This is a genomic window from Pseudovibrio sp. JE062 (assembly GCF_000156235.1).
Classification (GTDB): domain Bacteria; phylum Pseudomonadota; class Alphaproteobacteria; order Rhizobiales; family Stappiaceae; genus Pseudovibrio.
The window spans coordinates 115,333-132,641 of record NZ_DS996813.1 but is presented as its reverse complement, the minus strand read 5'-3'; the positions used below and the strand labels follow the sequence as shown (position 1 = coordinate 132,641).

At 54.0% G+C, this 17,309-nt stretch carries 11 protein-coding genes; 9 read left to right on the top strand and 2 right to left on the bottom strand.

Annotation, left to right across the window (positions count from 1 at the left end; genetic code table 11):
* Positions 1-181 precede the first annotated feature (181 nt).
* The gene (locus PJE062_RS21125) at positions 182-649 is read left to right on the top strand and encodes a CreA family protein (RefSeq protein ID WP_371256389.1); all 468 of its coding nucleotides are present in this window, start codon (positions 182-184) and stop codon (positions 647-649) included.
* Positions 650-2,453: 1,804 nt separating this feature from the next.
* On the top strand, positions 2,454-3,539 hold the full coding sequence (locus PJE062_RS21120) for a serine hydrolase (protein ID WP_008551816.1): 1,086 nt from the start codon (positions 2,454-2,456) through the stop codon (positions 3,537-3,539).
* A gap of 793 nt (positions 3,540-4,332) precedes the next feature.
* On the opposite strand, the gene PJE062_RS21115 is transcribed toward PJE062_RS21120, so the two are convergent.
* Complete coding sequence (locus tag PJE062_RS21115; protein WP_008551986.1) at positions 4,333-6,210, bottom strand: murein L,D-transpeptidase; 1,878 nt, start codon at positions 6,208-6,210, stop codon at positions 4,333-4,335.
* Positions 6,211-6,488: 278 nt separating this feature from the next.
* Here PJE062_RS21115 and cysS point away from each other — a divergent pair, with 278 nt between their 5' ends.
* From cysS to rarD, 3 genes are all read left to right on the top strand, one after another.
* Entirely contained in the window at positions 6,489-7,940 is a 1,452-nt protein-coding gene (gene cysS, locus PJE062_RS21110) for a cysteine--tRNA ligase (RefSeq protein ID WP_008552011.1), read from the top strand.
* Positions 7,941-8,152: 212 nt separating this feature from the next.
* Positions 8,153-9,757: a citramalate synthase gene (gene cimA, locus PJE062_RS21105; protein WP_008551760.1), complete on the top strand. Its 1,605-nt coding sequence runs from the start codon at positions 8,153-8,155 to the stop codon at positions 9,755-9,757.
* 178 nt (positions 9,758-9,935) lie between these two features.
* Entirely contained in the window at positions 9,936-10,877 is a 942-nt protein-coding gene (gene rarD, locus PJE062_RS21100) for an EamA family transporter RarD (RefSeq protein ID WP_008551985.1), read from the top strand.
* A 52-nt stretch (positions 10,878-10,929) separates the two neighbouring features.
* Here the strand turns inward: rarD and PJE062_RS21095 are convergent, their stop codons facing one another.
* Positions 10,930-11,520: a TIGR00730 family Rossman fold protein gene (locus tag PJE062_RS21095; RefSeq protein ID WP_008552018.1), complete on the bottom strand. Its 591-nt coding sequence runs from the start codon at positions 11,518-11,520 to the stop codon at positions 10,930-10,932.
* A gap of 267 nt (positions 11,521-11,787) precedes the next feature.
* On the opposite strand from PJE062_RS21095, the gene PJE062_RS21090 reads away from it, so the two are divergent.
* The 4 genes from PJE062_RS21090 (at position 11,788) to pssA (ending at position 17,306) form a co-directional block, all read left to right on the top strand.
* Entirely contained in the window at positions 11,788-13,254 is a 1,467-nt protein-coding gene (locus PJE062_RS21090) for an Ig-like domain-containing protein (protein WP_208982424.1), read from the top strand.
* 293 nt (positions 13,255-13,547) lie between these two features.
* Positions 13,548-15,488 (top strand): ABC transporter ATP-binding protein/permease, encoded by a 1,941-nt coding sequence (locus PJE062_RS21085; RefSeq protein WP_008551870.1) that lies wholly within the window; start codon positions 13,548-13,550, stop codon positions 15,486-15,488.
* Positions 15,489-15,624: 136 nt separating this feature from the next.
* Entirely contained in the window at positions 15,625-16,347 is a 723-nt protein-coding gene (locus PJE062_RS21080; protein WP_256377983.1) for a phosphatidylserine decarboxylase, read from the top strand.
* Positions 16,348-16,358: 11 nt separating this feature from the next.
* A complete protein-coding gene (gene pssA, locus PJE062_RS21075) occupies positions 16,359-17,306 on the top strand; it encodes a CDP-diacylglycerol--serine O-phosphatidyltransferase (protein WP_014285284.1) in 948 nt (315 codons plus the stop codon).
* The last annotated feature ends 3 nt before the right edge of the window (positions 17,307-17,309 follow it).

The following is a 17,309-nucleotide window of genomic DNA, read 5'->3' as shown; positions in this document are numbered from 1 at the left end:
CTGGATGGTTTTGAAAAAATCTCTTCTTCTCTTGCTGGTAGTTGCCGAAAAACATCTTATATCGAGAGTGAATTGATTTGATCTTTTGTGATGGAGGGGAGCTTTGCAGATGTCTGCGCTTGGCAAGTCAGTCCTGAAAATGGTGAGCACCGTAACTGTGGCACTTGGTGTAACCTTAAGCATGCTCGGTACAGCTGCGCAGGCACAGGACCCGGACCTGATCTTCAAAAAATCCACGGTCTGGAAGTTTCTGAGCCCGGACCACAAACTGGCCACCTACGCGCTGGATGACCCGGAAGTGGAGGGCGTGGCCTGTCACTTTACCGTGCCGGAAAAGGGCGGCTTCTCAGGCTGGCTCGGACTGGAAGAGGAAACCTCTGACGTCTCTCTGGCCTGCCGTCAGGTCGGACCAATCAAGTTCAAGAGCAAGTTTGAGCAGGGCGATGAAGTCTATCGTCAAAGCCGCTCGCTGTTCTTCAAGAAAATGCGCATCGTCCGCGGTTGTGACACCAAACGCAACGTGCTGGTCTATCTCGTCTACTCCGACAAACTGGTTGAAGGCAGCCCGAAGAACTCCACCTCAACCGTGCCAATCATGCCGTGGGGCGATCAGGTGCCAGAAAAATGCGCTGACTATCTGGACGACTAAATCGCGCTCCAGAAGAGCGCCACCGGTCTTCCAAGTAGAATCCACTGCACAAGCAATTTTAGCACCGCTGGGCTATCCCGGCGGTGTTTGTGTTTGAGGATCCCGTTTCTCACGGGTGGAGCAAGGCGAACAGGCTCTGCCTGCGCTACTTGTTAGAAATGTTTCTTCGGCATCAGCTGTTCGCCTCGCCCGGGCCTTTTATCATGAACACGCGGGCTCCCTCTCAGACAGACGCGACTGACAGGTTTCCCTGTCATTGACAATTTCTTGTCACCACCGGACGCCCTCCGGAACGACCCCAAGCTCCCTACTACCACTGTGGTCTCAATAGGGTATGGCGCTTCACCGGACCTCCCGACACGATACGTTACCTCATGCCGGCAGCCCAACCCCGCCCACGCCACGGAATGGACGGTCCACTCCTGCCCGAATGCGTGGGCACAAACTGAGAGTAAAACAGGTGCTGGGTGAGGGGGATAAGTTTCTTGGCACTGCACCACACCACCCCACGCCGTCATTGCGCACGACCACAGCGCGATGCGGGAACCGGAGCCACACACTAGAACCTCTCCACTGGATACCGGATCTCCGCTTTGCTCTGCCCGGCATGACGGCAAGAACCACCACCCCACACCGTCATCCCACACAAGCGCAGCGCGATGCGGGACCCAGTGCCACACACTAGAACCTCTCCACTGGATACCGGATCTCCGCTTTGCTCCGTCCGGCATGACGGCAAGAAACACCACCCCACGCCGTCATTCCGCACAAGCGCAGCGCGATGCGGGACCCAGAGCCACACACTAGAACCTCTCTGCTGGATACCGGATCTCCGCTTTGCTCCGTCCGGCATGACGGCAAGAAACACCACCCCACGCCGTCATCCCGCAGAAGCGCAGCGCGATGCGGGACCCAGTGCCACACACTAGAACCTCTCCACTGGATACCGGATCTCCGCTTTGCTCCGTCCGGCATGACGGCAAGAAACACCACCCCACGCCGTCATTCCGCACAAGCGCAGCGCGATGCGGGACCCAGAGCCACACACTAGAACCTCTCTGCTGGATACCGGATCTCCGCTTTGCTCCGTCCGGCATGACGGCAAGAAACACCACCCCACGCCGTCATCCCGCAGAAGCGCAGCGCGATGCGGGACCCAGAGCTACACACTAGAACCTCTCCACTGTATACCGGATCTTCGCTTTGCTCCGCCCGGCATGACGGCAAGAAGCACGATACCGTCACCCTTTACAAGCGCAGCGCGATGCGGGACCCAGAGCCACACACTAGAACCTCTCTACTGGATACCAGATCTCCGCTTCGCTCCGTCCGGCATGACGGCGAGAAGCATCACCCTACGCCGTCATCCCGCACAAGCGCAGCGCGATGCGGGACCCAGAGCTACACACTAGAACCTCTCCACTGGATATCGGATCTCCGCTTTACTCCGTCCGGCATGACGGCAAGAAGCACCACCCCATAACGTCATCCCACGTAAGCACAGCGCGATGCAGAGACCTGAACCCAACAACCAGTATAGCCTTGAGTGATGGAGCGTCGTGTCGATGACTAATAAATTTTCATTTTGAATAAGTGTGCTTCATATTTAGGATTATAGCTCTCGGGCCCTCCTGGATTTTTTCATTTTCAAAACTGAATTTTTATGAGGCTACTTCGCATGAAACGCCGATATCTCTTAGTTGCGCTCGTCTTTGTCACGATCGCAGCATCCCTTCTGACTTATCTCATCCAGACCGGAGAACGTGGACTAGCACGTCAAACTCAACCCTCTCGGGATTTGGGCATGACCCGACTTGATGCATCTAAGATCAAGAGTTTGGGGTGGGATCCCAAGGGGTTGGATGCGGTTTTCAACTATGCTGCCAGCCTGAGCACCGATACCTTTATGATCATCACTGATGGCCAAAGGGTTGGGACATTGGGTGACCTTTCAAAACCCTACAATGTCCATTCAATCAGAAAATCTCTTTTGAGTGCTGTTATTGGCCAGCACCTCGCTTTGCCCGAAAATCATTTGCGCCTAGATGCAACGCTTATGGAACTCAGTATTGATGACGCCCCGGTTTCGCTGACGGATTTACAGCGAGAGACAACCGTTCGCCACTTGCTGCAAAGTGTTTCAGGCATTAATCACCCGGCAGCTGCATCGGGTAGTCTTGAAGAGGAAATCGACAAGCGGTTGGGGCATGCAGAGAACCAGCCTGGTACCATTTGGGCTTACAACAACTGGGATTACAACACCCTGACGACGGTCTTCGAAAATGCAACGGGCTCCGAGGTTGGGGCAGCTTTCGAGGACGGGATAGCAAAACCAGTTGGAATGCAGGATTTTGATCGTTCCGCCGTGTCGTATGTGTTTGATCCTCAAAAGTCTGAACATAAGGCAGCAATGTTCAAAATGTCTGCACGTGACCTTGCTCGTGTTGGGAGCCTCTATCTCAATCATGGAGTTGCAGACGGACAACACGTTCTTGTAGAAAACTGGACAAGTCTCATCACAGAGGATTTTGCTGAAACGGGCTATGGCGGACTGCGAATGGGGCACGGCTATCTGTGGTGGATACCTGCAAAGGAGACTGGTCTGCCTGAGGGGACTTTCTGGGCATGGGGTCTGGGAAATCAGGCTCTCATGGTGATCCCTGAATGGAACACGGTTGTGGTCCATCAATCAGACACCACTGAGTTCCTGAAGCGGTTCATCCCATTGATCAGCAGTGAAAATATAACCGGAGAAGCGGCGATCGAGCAGCTTATTTTCTCATGTCTTAAACGTGCTGCCCGTGAAACTGAGTATTGTATCGAGCACCGTTTCACCACGAAGCGTGAGTTCACGCAGCTGATGTCGCTGATCGTGGCCGCACGGGAGTAAAGCAGCTAAAGCGTATTGCTGAAAAGTGGGAACCTGGATCTCATTTGCTAATCTCTGCAGGTGTTGTGCTGGATACCGGATCTCCGCTTCGCTCCGTCCGGCATGACGGCAAGAGGTGCTCGCCCACGCCTTCATCCCGCACAAACGCAGCGCGATGCGGGAGCCAGAGCCACACACTAGAACCTCTCCATTGGATACCGGATCTCCGCTTCGCTCCGTCCGGCATGACGGCAAGAGATGCTCGCCCGCGCCGTCATCCCGCACAAGCGCAGCGCGATGCGGGACCCAGAGCCACACACTAGAACCTCTCCACTGGACGCCGGATATCAACTTTGCTCCGTCCGGTTTAACAGCAGAAGTCACTCCTCTTGAAGCACAATCAGTGCCGATCTCACAAAAGCACCACAGCCCCCACAACATCACCTCGCCAGAAACACAAAGCTGCCAGCTTGCCCAATTAACCAGTTTAGATGAGTGAAATTCAGGCAAAGAAAAAGGCAGCGCAGAACGCCGCCTTTAAATTTTCGGGAACTCACACTTTTGTCTGGACCATCTGAAGAGATGGGCTGGAACTCATGCAGAGTTCATAAACAGGTAAACCGCAAGGAAAATGATCGGGCTCGAGATCACACTAGCCACAATCATAGCTCCCATAGCCTGCTTCAGCATAATCAACCCCCGTTTGAATTATGAAACGCAGCTCTATGTCGGATATATTAGCACAGTTAATTCAAATATGCACTATTAACCATACCCTGAGAAGGAGCGTGGCAATTTGCGCAGTGCGATCAGATCAGTAGGTGGAGGCCATCTTCATTTTGAATGCATCTTGCGAGGTCAAAAGCGCTTCTAAAATAGCTTTGTCCTGCTTGTAGATGTCTTCCCGGAACTGCAGCTCCCCATCAACACCGGCAAAGGCAGTGTAATAGCGCAGATGCACTGGCACCGTCTCCGTCAGCTTCAGGCGTACTGTCTTGCCACGCGCACGCAGCTTTTCCATCTTTGCACGGCTGTGGCCGGAGCCAGAAAGCAACACCTCGCCGAAAGTGAATGGATCCTGCACACGAATACAGCCATGACTGAACGCACGTTGATCTTTGTTGAACAAGCGTTTGGACGGCGTGTCGTGCAGATAGATGTTGTGCTTGTTCGGGAACATGTACTTCACCGCACCCAGCGCATTCTTCCGGCCAGCCTTCTGGCGCAGCTGATACCCAAACTTACGCTTGCTCACATTGCTCCAGTTGATCGCGGTGGGATCAACTCGTTTGCCGTTCTTGTAAACGTTGATGCCGGTACCGGAGAGGGCAGAAGCATTCTTGCGGAGTTTCGGCAGATACTCGTTGGTCGCAATGGACCACGGAACACCCCAGGTCGGGTTGATCTCGGCGTACTCAAAGGTATCGGAAAACAGCGGTGTCGCATTGCGCGGCTTGCCCACCACGCTGCGGGTTTCATAAAGCACATCCGTGCCTTCCATCACCCGTACCATTTGTTCCGCTACGTTCACCTTCACATAGCGACCTGATGGCAGAGGATCATCCCAGCGCATGCGCTCCAGATTGACGAGAATCTGATTGCGGCGATCCTCCAGGGAAGCATTGAGCGCGGCCCGTGTCTTCTTGCCAACAACGCCATCGACCGTCAGGCCATGGCGCTTCTGGAAGTCCTTGACCAGCTCAACCATGTCATCATTGTAAAAGGTTGGTGGCACCTCAGTTTCACTGGTGCCCGTGTAGTCGGAATAGTAAGGCGCATAGCCTTCCGCCTGAAGGCGCTTTTCCAGCTGAGCCACGCGGCCTCCTGTATCACCGAGCCGGATGCTTGGGCCATCTTCAATGTAAACGGGATAATCAGAAGTCAGCGCCGCGTTATAGCGGGCCAGCTGATCCTTCAAAATATCGTAGGAAGGCGCTTCCGGCTCCAGCCCGTCGAAGAACTGCGCCAATGAGCGCGTTTCTTCCATCTGGGTAAGCATGTCGTTCAGCTTTGGCACCTGAGGTGAGATGAATACGTTTTTCAGCACCTTGGTTGGCCGTACAACACCGCCAGCAATGTGAGCGCCATATGTGGCAAAGGCACGGGTCAGCTGCAACTCGACAACCGCAATCTCATGAAGGGTTGCAGTGGCGTTGGACGCTTCCATGACGGCCAGAATGGAGGCGAGCTGACGGACACCATAGGCTTGCGGATCAAGCCCATGGGCCGGTGCCTTACGAATCTCAGTGACCAGACGGTTGGCCAGCGGCGTTAGTGACTGATCCTCAAACCACACAGGCCGGAACTTGCGCAAAGCGTAAGCCTCCGCCAAGGCGTCAACCTGCTTGGGGCTGAAGCCAGCCTTTTGGATATCCGCTTCAGAAAAGATCAGATCCCGGATGGTCTGCTCCAACTCAGAAAGTTCGGAGCCCGTTGGTTTGGCCACCTGACCGGCAGGGCCAGTCAGAGGAGGGGCCTGCGGTTCACTCTCTGGCATCACCAGCGGCTCAATCACAGGCGGGGAGAGGTCTTCCGGTGCGGGCAGGTCAGGCAGGGCCGCCGGATCTTCGTTGAAATTCAGCGGGTCTATAAGTCGCTCGGAGGAAGTTGCATTACTGGTCGCACTTGATGGCGAGATCATTCCAATCAGACTTGCAGCGAGAATGGTGGCACAGATACTCTTGTGAGACACGTGTAACTTCCCTGTTTTTTCTTGGCTTTCCCTTAGAATTGCATCTTCGGGTAGAAATTTTGTATTTAACTTAGTTAGAAATGTGGGTGATCCGGTGAGACTAAGACTTGACCTGTAAGCCACAATCAGCGAAAAGCAACATATGAAAACGGCGATGCACACTTCTTCTTGCACCATCATTATTTGCAGCTAGCGACAACGCTGGCTGTGGCCGTTCTATCCTGCCTATTTTCTGCGTGAGATGAACGCCCGGCCAGCTGGCCAGGAGACGAACCACTATGAGCGCAGACACAGCCCAAGGCGAAAAGGGACTTCTGCTCACCAATACTTTGACACGCACAAAAGAAGCTTTTGTGCCAATGGATGCGTCTAACGTGCGCATGTATGTGTGTGGTCCCACCGTTTATGACTACGCCCATATTGGTAATGCGCGCCCCGTCGTCGTTTTTGACGTTTTGGCAAGGCTGCTTCGCCAACTCTATGGCAAAGACCATGTCACATATGTGCGAAACATCACAGACGTGGATGACAAAATTAATGAGCGCGCAGCACGGGAAGGCATTTCCATTCGCGAGCTGACCGAAAAAACAGCTGGTCAGTACCATGCGGATATGGAAGCGCTGGGTGCTCAGGCTCCGGACATCGAGCCGCGTGCAACCGAGCACATCGAAGAGATGAAAGTGATGATCGAAACGCTCGTCGACAAAGGTCATGCCTATGTCGCGGACGAACACGTTCTCTTCCACGTGCCAAGCATGCCGGAATACGGAAAGCTCTCCAACCGAACACTGGACGAGATGGTCGCCGGTGCCCGTGTGGAAGTGGCCTCATACAAAAAAGACCCGACCGACTTCGTACTCTGGAAGCCATCCAAAGCGGATGAGCCGGGTTGGGAAAGCCCATGCGGCATCGAAACACCGGGCCGTCCGGGCTGGCACATCGAATGTTCCGCAATGTCTGAAAAGCACCTGGGCAAGGTCTTTGATATTCATGGTGGCGGGGTCGACCTGACCTTCCCACACCATGAAAACGAGATTGCACAGTCCAGGTGTGCGCATGATACCCATGCCATGGCAAACGTGTGGCTGCATAACGGCTTCCTGCAGGTGGAAGGCGAAAAGATGTCCAAGTCTCTGGGCAACTTCTTCACCGTTCATCAGCTGCTGGACACGGAAGAGGGCGGCGGACGCAAATGGTCTGGTCAGGCCATCCGCTACGCACTGCTTCAGACCCAGTATCGCCAGCCAATAGACTTTACATTCAAGAGTCTGGCAGAAGGCGAAAAGCAGCTCACCCGCTGGGCAGACCTGCTGAAGAAGCATGATGTCACCGCACAGGAAAATGGTACACCGGATGAAGCTGTTCTGGAAGGTCTGAAGGACGACCTGAACACACCACGTGCCTTCGCTGCTCTTCATAAGCTCGCCCGTGATGCACGTGGCGGTGATGCAGACGCTGCACAGAAATTAGCTAATTCTATCAAGTTCTTGGGCTTTGATCTTGAATCATTTTCCAAAGCACAGAGCGAAGAAAAAGCTGAAGCAGATGTCTCCCCTGAGCTGAAGGCAAAGGTGGAAGAGCTGATCGCAAAACGTCTGGAAGCCCGTAAGGTCAAGGACTTTGCCGAAAGCGACCGCATCCGCGATGAGCTGGCAGCCGACGGCATTGTGCTCAAAGACATGAAAAACAAGGAAACAGGTGAGATCGAAACCACCTGGTCCTGCGCTTAACGGAAAAGCAGACTTTGGAGTAAGCAGATACCACAAGGAAACTTGAAGTCTGCTCCATGGTTCTGAATGGGATAACCCGTTAGGCTTGCTAAGTTTTCTCAAGGCGCGCGTTGTGTGTGCCTTGAGAGATCCTACGGAGGCAACAGGGAAGCCTCCGCCAAATGAGGGGAGCCTGAGGCAAAGCTCAGGACAATAAGCAGGGTAGGCATACTATGACGAAAGAGCGTCTGTATCTTTTCGACACGACATTGCGCGATGGGGCTCAGACCTCCGGCATTGATTTCTCCGTGGACGAAAAAATTGCCATTACCGACTTATTGGAAAGACTGGGTGTCGACTACATTGAAGGCGGCTACCCGGGCGCGAACCCCACAGACACAAAGTTTTTCTCTGAAAAGAGAACCCAAAAAGCGATCTTCACCGCATTTGGCATGACCAAGCGGGCAGGGCGTTCCGTCAGCAATGATCCCGGCGTGCAGATGGTTCTGCAGTCCGCAGCTGACGCCACCTGCTATGTGGCAAAGAGCTGGGACTACCACGTCGATATCGCGCTGAAATGCACCAACGAAGAAAATCTGGAAAGCATCGCTGACACCGTCAAAGCCTCCGTCGACGCTGGCAAAGAAGCCATGATCGACTGCGAGCACTTCTTTGATGGCTACAAGGCGAACCCTGACTACGCTCTGGCCTGCGCGAAGACTGCCTATGAAGCCGGCGCGCGCTGGGTAGTCTTGTGCGACACCAACGGCGGTACGCTTCCGCACGAAGTCACCGAGATCGTCAACGCCGTGATGCAGGTGGTGCCGGGCAGCAATCTGGGTATCCACGCTCATGACGACACCGGCCACGCCGTCGCAAATACGCTGGCAGCCGTTGTTGCAGGTGTGCGTCAGGTGCAGGGCACGCTCAACGGCATCGGTGAGCGCTGCGGCAATGCCAATATGATCACCTTGATCCCGAATATGCTGCTGAAGAAGCCATATTGCGACCTGGTGGAACTTGGCATCAAGGTTGAAGACCTGACAGAATTGACTGCAATATCAAGGAGTTTTGACGAGATCTTGAATCGATCTTCCAATGTCCATGCTCCTTATGTCGGCGCAAATGCCTTCGCCACCAAAGCAGGCATTCACGCTTCTGCCATCCTGAAGAACCCGGACACCTACGAGCACATCCCGCCAGAAATGGTCGGCAACCAGCGCCGTGTGCTTGTCTCTGATCAGGCAGGCAAGTCCAACCTGCTCAACGAGCTGAAACGCCTCGGCGTGGACGCGGACAAAGCAGATCCGCGCGTCGATCGCCTGCTGGCAGAAGTGAAGGAACTGGAAGCACAAGGCTTTGCATATGAAGCCGCAGACGCCTCTTTCGAACTCCTCGCCCGCAGACGCTTGCATTCCGTGCCGGATTACTTCGACGTCCTGTCTTTCCGCACCGGAGTAGAACGCCGCTACAATGCGCTAGGTGAGCGCGTAACTGTTTCCGAAGCGGTGGTGAAAGTGGAAGTGGACGGCGAAACCTTCATGTCGGTGGCGGAAGGGAATGGTCCGGTAAACGCACTTGATCTGTCACTGCGCAAAGATCTCGGCAAATACCAAAGCCTGATAGCTGACCTTGAGCTGATCGACTATAAGGTACGAATATTGAATGGCGGCACCAGCGCTATCACCCGCGTTCTCATAGAAAGCCAGAACAAGAAAACCGGCAAGCGCTGGTTCACGGTTGGCGTCTCTGAAAACATCGTAGACGCCTCCTTCCAGGCTCTGGTAGATTCCGTTCGCTATTGCATTTTCAAGGCGAATGAGTTGGAAACAGCCTGATAGATGCTGATAAGGCATCTTAAAACGTATCGCTGAAAAGTGGGAACCGGTTTTCAGATAAAGATACCTGGGAAAAAGCACTGAAAGATTTGTGGTCGCGATCGCGCGGCCATTCCTACCTGTATTTCATCGGCGTCAGGCTCTCTGGCGCCCATTTATTTCGTAGTATGAGGGTTTAATGAGCCAGTCAGCATCCGCTGCTGACCAGCTGAGCACGCCGGAAGCGTTCAAAGCTGGCTTGATTGCAGCGATATCTGCTTATCTTATGTGGGGCTTTGCACCCATGTACTATAAGCTCACAGCAGACATGCCAGCGATCATCGTAATCTGTTATCGCGTGATTGGCTCCGTGCTGTTCCTTGGTGCGTTTCTGGTCATGAGCAAGCTGCGCAAAGAGGTCTTCGCCATCTTCTGCGATTTCTCTCGCCTGCGCTATCTGCTGGTCTCAGCTTCAGTCATCAGCATCAACTGGACCGTCTTTATCTGGTCCGTTGAAACGGGCAGGGTGCTGGACGCAAGCCTCGGCTACTTCATCAATCCGCTCGTCAGTGTGGGCTTGGGCGTCGTGCTGCTCTCCGAGCGCCTAACCAAAGCGCAGATGCTGGCCTTGGCGATCACCATCTTCGCGGTGCTCTACAAAACTTATGAGGTTGGGGAGCTGCCGTGGGTCTCCGTGGTGCTGGCCCTCAGCTTTGCGCTCTACGGCTTCGTGCGCAAAAAAGCCCCTGTGGGTGCTGTTGCCGGTCAGTTAGTGGAAGTTCTGCTGGTCATGCCATTTGCGCTGGGCGGTCTCTGGTACTTCACCGCAGTGGGGTCGGGTGGTATCTATCCGACCATCCCAACCGAGCATCCATGGTTCCTGTCCTTGCTGCTCTTTACAGGTGTGATCACAGCCGTGCCGCTGGTGGTCTTTGCTTTTGCCGCACGGCGTTTGCCAATGGTCTACATCGGCTTCCTGCAATACATCGCTCCTTCCATCCATTTCCTCAGCGCAATCTGGTTGTTTGGAGAGGAACTGTCGCTGGAAGGCCTGTTTGCCTTCGGCATGATCTGGTTCTCGCTGGTGGTTTTCTCCATTGATGGTGTCATGGCGCGCCGCCGGACGGAGAAAATGGCATAGAAGCAGTCGCACGCAGAATTAAGAAAGGCCGCTCAATCAGCGGCCTTTTTCATTACATGTCTTTGACATCCGGATGTTCAACTTTGCAGCCCTCAATGGCCTTGCAAAGGATATCGACGCTCTGCGAAACGTCTGAGGTGATCTCATAGGTGATGTCGCTATCTGGACGAATGAAGCCAAGGCCTCGCATGTGGTCGAGTAGCTCAACCAATGGCGTCCAGAACTGATCCAGATTGAGCAACAGCATTGGCTTGTCGTGACGGCCAAGCTGAGCCCAGGTCAGCATCTCCACAAGTTCCTCAAGTGTGCCGATCCCGCCCGGAAGAGCGATGAACGCGTCCGCTTTTTCAAACATGGTGCGCTTGCGCTCATGCATGTCCTGCGTCACGATCAGTTCGTGGGCTTCTTCCAGCATCACTTCCCGTTCCTTCAGGAACTTTGGAATAACGCCGGTCACTTCACCACCGTTTTCAAGAACGGTTTTTGCAACAGCTCCCATAAGTCCAATGGATCCGCCACCATAAACGAGTCGAATCCCTTCACGGGCTAACAATTCACCAAGCTGAATCGCAGCTTGTTCAAACAGCGGCTGGCTCCCCGCGTTGGAGCCGCAATATACGCAGATGCTTTTCAAGGTTTTCATAGGTATTCTGTCGCATTAGGCTAGGGGGAACGTCAAGCAAGGCTCGTAAAATGAGGTTAATTCACCCAACATGCGCAACTTGCCTGACATAGTGCACCTTGCCCCTCGGGTTAAACATGTATAACAAACACGATTAAAGTCTGTCCTTTTTGCTCTAAACTCGGCAAAAGAGACAGCCGGATAAACTGATATCCGGGCAATCTGATATAATGTCAAAGCATGCCATGTCGAGTGAACTATGGTCTGCTTGAGGAGCAATTGAGAACCATGTCGAAATCGGGGATGAACTGGTTGCTGACAGTTGCTGTAGCTGTTGCTGCGGGCGCAATCGGTGCGGGGGCGTACTATCTGAGCAAGGAAGACACTTCGGTTGTAGCAGAAGCTGAAAAGGCTGTTGCAAAGCTGGAGGCCGCTGCAAATGGCAAAGTACAGCTCAACTCGTCGGGCGCACAGGTAGATAAGGCAGGGGCCGATAAAACTCCTGAAGCGACTACCAAGCTGGAGACAGCAGATGTTGCCGGCGACAATGTCCCAAGTTTCGATGTGATGCGTGTTGAGCCATCAGGTGATGCTGTGGTTGCGGGCCGCGCAGAAGCCGGTTCCATTGTCGCGCTCATCTCCAATGGCGATGTGATCGGCAAAGGCATTGCCAACAACCGCGGTGAGTTCGCGATTGTCCTCGATAAACCGCTGAAGCCGGGCGACCACGATGTCAGCCTGGAAGCGACCAATCAGGAAACTCAGGAAAAGAATGGCTCCGAGCAGCACATTGCTGTGTCCGTTCCTGAAGATGAAAGCGGTGAAGTCCTCGTTGTCCTCAATGAGCCAAACGCACCATCCAAAATTCTTCAGCTTCCTGAAGCGCCGGTCACTGCAGAACCTGTAACAACCGTCCAGACAGAGCAGCCAAAAGCGGATGCCCCGGTTGAAACAGCAGCCACTGAAACGCCGGGTGCAAAAGAAGAAGCATCTGCACCAGCAGCAACCGCTGAAAAGCCAGCAGCAGCGCCAGCTGAAACCTCCGTTGCTGTGACAGAGACACCAGCTCCAACTGCTGAAACACCTGCACCAGCAGCAACTGAGACTGCGGAAGCTCCCGCTGAACAGCCTCAGCCAGAAGCACCGGCGGCTGTTGCTGCACAGACTGAAACCCCAACCGAAGCTCCAGCCCCTGTTGCTGTTGCGCAGGCAAACGAAGAGCCTGAGCTGACCGTAAAGGCTGTTGAGACCGAGCAGGGCAAAGTCTTTGTCGCCGGTGAAAGTGAGCCGGGCGCACAGGTTCGTGTTTACGTTGGCGAAGAGTTCGTCGGCGAAGCAAAAGCTGGCAAAGAAGGCCGCTGGTTGGTGGAGGCTGATAAGACCATCCCAGCTGGCAACGTAGAGGTTCGTGCCGACAAGGTGGAAAACACCGAAGGCAAAGTAGAAGCCCGTGCGCAGGTCGTCTTCACCAAAGGTGAAAATGATGTTGCTATGATTCCGGTTCGCCTCGTCGCAGAAGGTTCCGGCTCTAAAGGGTCATCTGCATCTGTCGGTATTGGCGAGCTGCCAAATGTTATCATTCGCCGCGGTGATAACCTTTGGACCATTTCCCGCCGCCTGTATGGTCAGGGAACGCGTTACACCACCATCTATCAGGCAAACAGCCAGCAGATTCAAAACCCGGACCTGATCTTCCCGGGACAGGTGTTCATGTTGCCTGTGGCTGACCTGAATTGGAAAACAATTAATAACTGATCTGGATTCTTCTCTTCGAACGTCCTATTTAAGAAGAGAAAGCTTTCCAGATTAATCTTTCGGAAAGCGCTGGATGAATAATCCAGCGCTTTCTCTGGTTTGCAAACCTACTGCGCACTCCCGAAAAGTGGTTTCGGTTTTCGGATGAGGGTGCGTTCCCAAAGAGGGCATAAGACCCTTTCCAATCTGATGACAATGGCGCGTTCAGGACCATTGCTCTTCTGATAAGACATTCCAAATTCGCCAAACCGCTTCTGCGTATTGAGAAGCGTGCCGGGCAACAAGGCACTAGCATGACTGCAACAAGCAAAAAACAGCAGGAAAAATCCGCCCCTGCTTTGGATGCAGACGATAAAGGCTTGCTTCGTTCACTGAAAACTCTCTGGGTTTACATGTGGCCTGATGCAAGGCCGGAGCTGAAAAAGCGTGTCGTTCTGGCCCTCGCGGCGTTGATTGTCGCAAAAATTATTACCGTTTTCGCACCCTACCTTTATGCATGGGCAACCGATGCCCTGACTGATAACAGTGTTCTGCCAAACTGGTTGCCGCCAATCCTCATTGCGCCAATCATGCTGGTGATCGCGTACAATGTCGCCAGAACCATGGCTGTCGGTTTCAACCAGATCCGTGACGCCATCTTCTCCAGCGTCGGCTTGCATGCCGTTCGCGAACTGGCCAACCTGACCTTCCAGCACCTCCATGCGCTGTCCCTGCGCTATCATCTGTCACGCCGCACCGGTGGCCTGACCCGTGTGATCGACCGTGGTGTGAAGGGCATTGAAGGCATCGTTCGTTTCACGATCCTCAGCGGTATTCCAACAGTCGTTGAATTTGCCATGATGGCGGTTGTCATCTGGTTCCAGTTCGGCTTCTGGTACGTGGTCGTGGTCGGCGTCACCGTGTTTGCCTACGTTTACTACACCGTTGTGGCTTCTGATAAGCGTATCCAGATCCGCCGCGACATGAACAACGCGGACAACGACGCAAACAGCAAATCCGTCGACAGCCTGCTGAACTTTGAGACTGTGAAGTACTTCGGCAACGAAGAGATGGAACGTGGACGTTTTGATAAGGCAATGCGTGGTTATGAGCGTGCGGCCATCAAGACATGGACATCTCTCTCCTGGCTGAACTTCGGACAGGCGCTAATCCTGGGTGTCGGCATGACAACCTGTATGGTCATGTCTGCGATGGCAATCCAGCGCGGCGAGCAGACCATCGGTGACTTCGTCATGATCAACGCTCTGCTTATGCAGCTGTCTGTCCCGCTCAACTTCATCGGCTTCATCTACCGCGAAATCCGTCAGGGTATAGCTGATCTGGAAGCTATGTTCTCTGTTCTGGCTGTTGAACCTGAAATTCAGGATGAGCCACTGGCAGAGAACCTGAAGGTCAAGGAAGCCACCATCAAGTTTGAGGATGTGCACTTCCACTACGATGAAGAGCGCCCGATCCTCAAAGGCGTGAACTTTGAGGTTCCCGCTGGCAGCACCATTGCGATCGTTGGCCCATCCGGTGCCGGTAAGTCCACCATCTCACGCCTGCTGTTCCGTTTCTATGACGTCACCTCAGGCCGCATCACCATTGATGGCAAGGACGTGCGTGAAGTCACTCAGAAGTCTCTGCGCGATCACATCGGCATGGTACCTCAGGATACGGTGCTGTTTAACGACAACATTGCCTACAACATCCGCTATGGCCGCGTGAACGCAACAGATGAAGAGGTGAAGGAAGCAGCAAAGCTGGCCCAGATCGACCACTTCATCGAAGCATTGCCACATGGTTATGACAGTGAAGTGGGGGAACGCGGCCTAAAGCTCTCTGGTGGTGAAAAGCAGCGTGTGGCGATTGCGCGAACCATCCTCAAGAGCCCGCCAATCCTTATCCTTGATGAAGCAACGTCAGCTCTGGACACCCACACCGAGCAGGAAATTCAGTCCGCTCTGGATGTGGTCTCCAAGGATCGCACCACGCTCGTCATCGCCCACCGCCTCTCAACCGTGGTGAACGCAGACCAGATCCTCGTGCTCAAAGCCGGTGAAGCCGTAGAGCAGGGCACCCACGCTGAGCTTATGGCCAACGATGGTCTCTATGCCTCCATGTGGAGCCGTCAGCGCGAAGTCAGCGAAGCGGAAGCTCGTCTGGCAGAAATGCGTGAGGATGATCAAGGCTTCATTTCCAGAGGCAAAAGTGCTGAAGAAGCCGTAATTGAGGGCATAAACGACAAGAAATAGTGGGTTGAAGGGAAAGCTCTGCGCGCAATCAGGGGAATCTCTGTTTAAATAAGCTAGAGTTGCTTGCACAGAACTCTCTGAGTTGCTCTATGAGCAGAAACTTAACGTCTGAGGGGTTCAATAGCTGAACCCCTCAATTGAGCAAAGGTGGTCGACGATGTCGTTGGTAGACAGCATTTCCAAGACACTGGTTCCCATTCATAGAGAAGGTTACCCGTTCATCGCCATTGCTGCTGTCCTGACCATCATTTTAGGGTGGTTCTGGTCACCTCTTTTCTGGATAGGCCTCTTCCTCACCGGATGGGTCTGTTACTTCTTCCGTGACCCAAAACGTGTCACACCCGTTAAAGACGGTCTGATTGTTTCCCCCGCAGATGGTACCGTGTGCCTGATGGGCTCCGCCATTCCACCGCGTGAGCTGGATTTGGGTGATCAGCCGATGATGCGTGTCTGCATCTTCATGGATGTCTTTAACTGCCACGTAAATCGTGCGCCAATGGCAGGCCGCGTCACGCGCGTTGCTTACAAAGCCGGAAAGTTCCTGAATGCGGAGCTGGACAAGGCAAGTGAGCACAACGAGCGCAACGGCCTGATCATTGAAAACGACAATGCCCGCATCGGCGTTGTGCAAATCGCCGGCCTCGTAGCACGCCGTATTGTGTGCTTCGTCAAAGAAGGCGAAAACATTTCTGCAGGTGATCGCTTCGGTCTGATCCGCTTCGGATCCCGTCTTGATGTTTACCTGCCACAGGGTACAAAGCCACAAGTTGCCTTGGGCCAGACCATGATTGCTGGCGAGAGTATTCTGGCAAATCTGAAAGATGAAGAAGCAGGCGACGTCGTTGCCCGCGTTTCTTAAGGTAGTATAGCGTGTCAAATCCATTTCCTCCCTACGAACCGGGAGGTCAACCCGCCAATGGAAAAGGGAGTACGCGCAAGCGCATTCCCCTTCGTATTGTTTTACCAAATGTCGTCACCCTGCTGGCGCTGTGTTCTGGCCTGACAGCCATCCGCATGGCCATGGAAGACAGGTGGGATATGGCAATCGCTGCCATCTTCCTGGCTGCTATTCTGGATGCTCTTGATGGCCGCGTCGCGCGCATGCTCAAAGGCACCACCAAGTTTGGCGCCGAGCTGGACTCGCTGGCCGATTTTGTGAACTTCGGTGTAGCACCGGGCATCATCTTGTACGCATGGATGCTGGAAGACGCCAGCTCCCTCGGCTGGATCGCTTCGCTGCTGTTCTCCATCTGTATGGCATTGAGACTGGCGCGCTTTAACGTGGCGCTGGACGACCCGAATAAGCCGAAATGGGCCAACAAGTTCTTCACCGGTGTTCCGGCCCCGGCAGGCGCACTGACAGTTCTGCTGCCGATCTATCTTGAGCGTCTGGGCGTACCGCACTGGAACGAGCTGGCATTGCCAGTCGCGCTCTACACCATGTTCATCGGCCTTTTGATGGTCAGCCAGCTGCCGACCTTCTCCGGCAAGCAGATCGGCACACACATCCGCCGTGAATGGGTTCTGCCGCTGTTCGTCGTTGCTGTTGGTATCGTCGCGCTGGCAGCGAGCTATCCGTTTGAATGCCTGACTGTGATCAGCCTCGGCTACCTCATCTCTATCCCGTTTGCGTGGCGTTCCTACAAAATCCACTGTGTAACAGGGAAGGGGCCACACGCCGATTGCGATGTGATGACCACCGAGATTGAAGAGGAAAGTGTGTCAGAAGACAAAGCCTCTTTGAAAGTCAGCCTCGAAGATATCGCCAAAGCAGGTGTGCCTGATCCAAAACAGGATCAGGAGGACAGCAAGACTTAAGGT

Excerpts from the sequence above, each read along its gene's own strand:
- PJE062_RS21125 (WP_371256389.1), top strand. The coding sequence starts at position 182 with ATGCTCGGTACAGCTGCGCAGGCACAGGACCCGGACCTGATCTTCAAA.
- PJE062_RS21120 (WP_008551816.1), top strand. The coding sequence starts at position 2,454 with ATGACCCGACTTGATGCATCTAAGATCAAGAGTTTGGGGTGGGATCCC.
- cysS (WP_008552011.1), top strand. The coding sequence starts at position 6,489 with ATGAGCGCAGACACAGCCCAAGGCGAAAAGGGACTTCTGCTCACCAAT.
- cimA (WP_008551760.1), top strand. The coding sequence starts at position 8,153 with ATGACGAAAGAGCGTCTGTATCTTTTCGACACGACATTGCGCGATGGG.
- rarD (WP_008551985.1), top strand. The coding sequence starts at position 9,936 with ATGAGCCAGTCAGCATCCGCTGCTGACCAGCTGAGCACGCCGGAAGCG.
- PJE062_RS21095 (WP_008552018.1), bottom strand. The coding sequence starts at position 11,520 with ATGAAAACCTTGAAAAGCATCTGCGTATATTGCGGCTCCAACGCGGGG.
- PJE062_RS21090 (WP_208982424.1), top strand. The coding sequence starts at position 11,788 with ATGTCGAAATCGGGGATGAACTGGTTGCTGACAGTTGCTGTAGCTGTT.
- PJE062_RS21085 (WP_008551870.1), top strand. The coding sequence starts at position 13,548 with ATGACTGCAACAAGCAAAAAACAGCAGGAAAAATCCGCCCCTGCTTTG.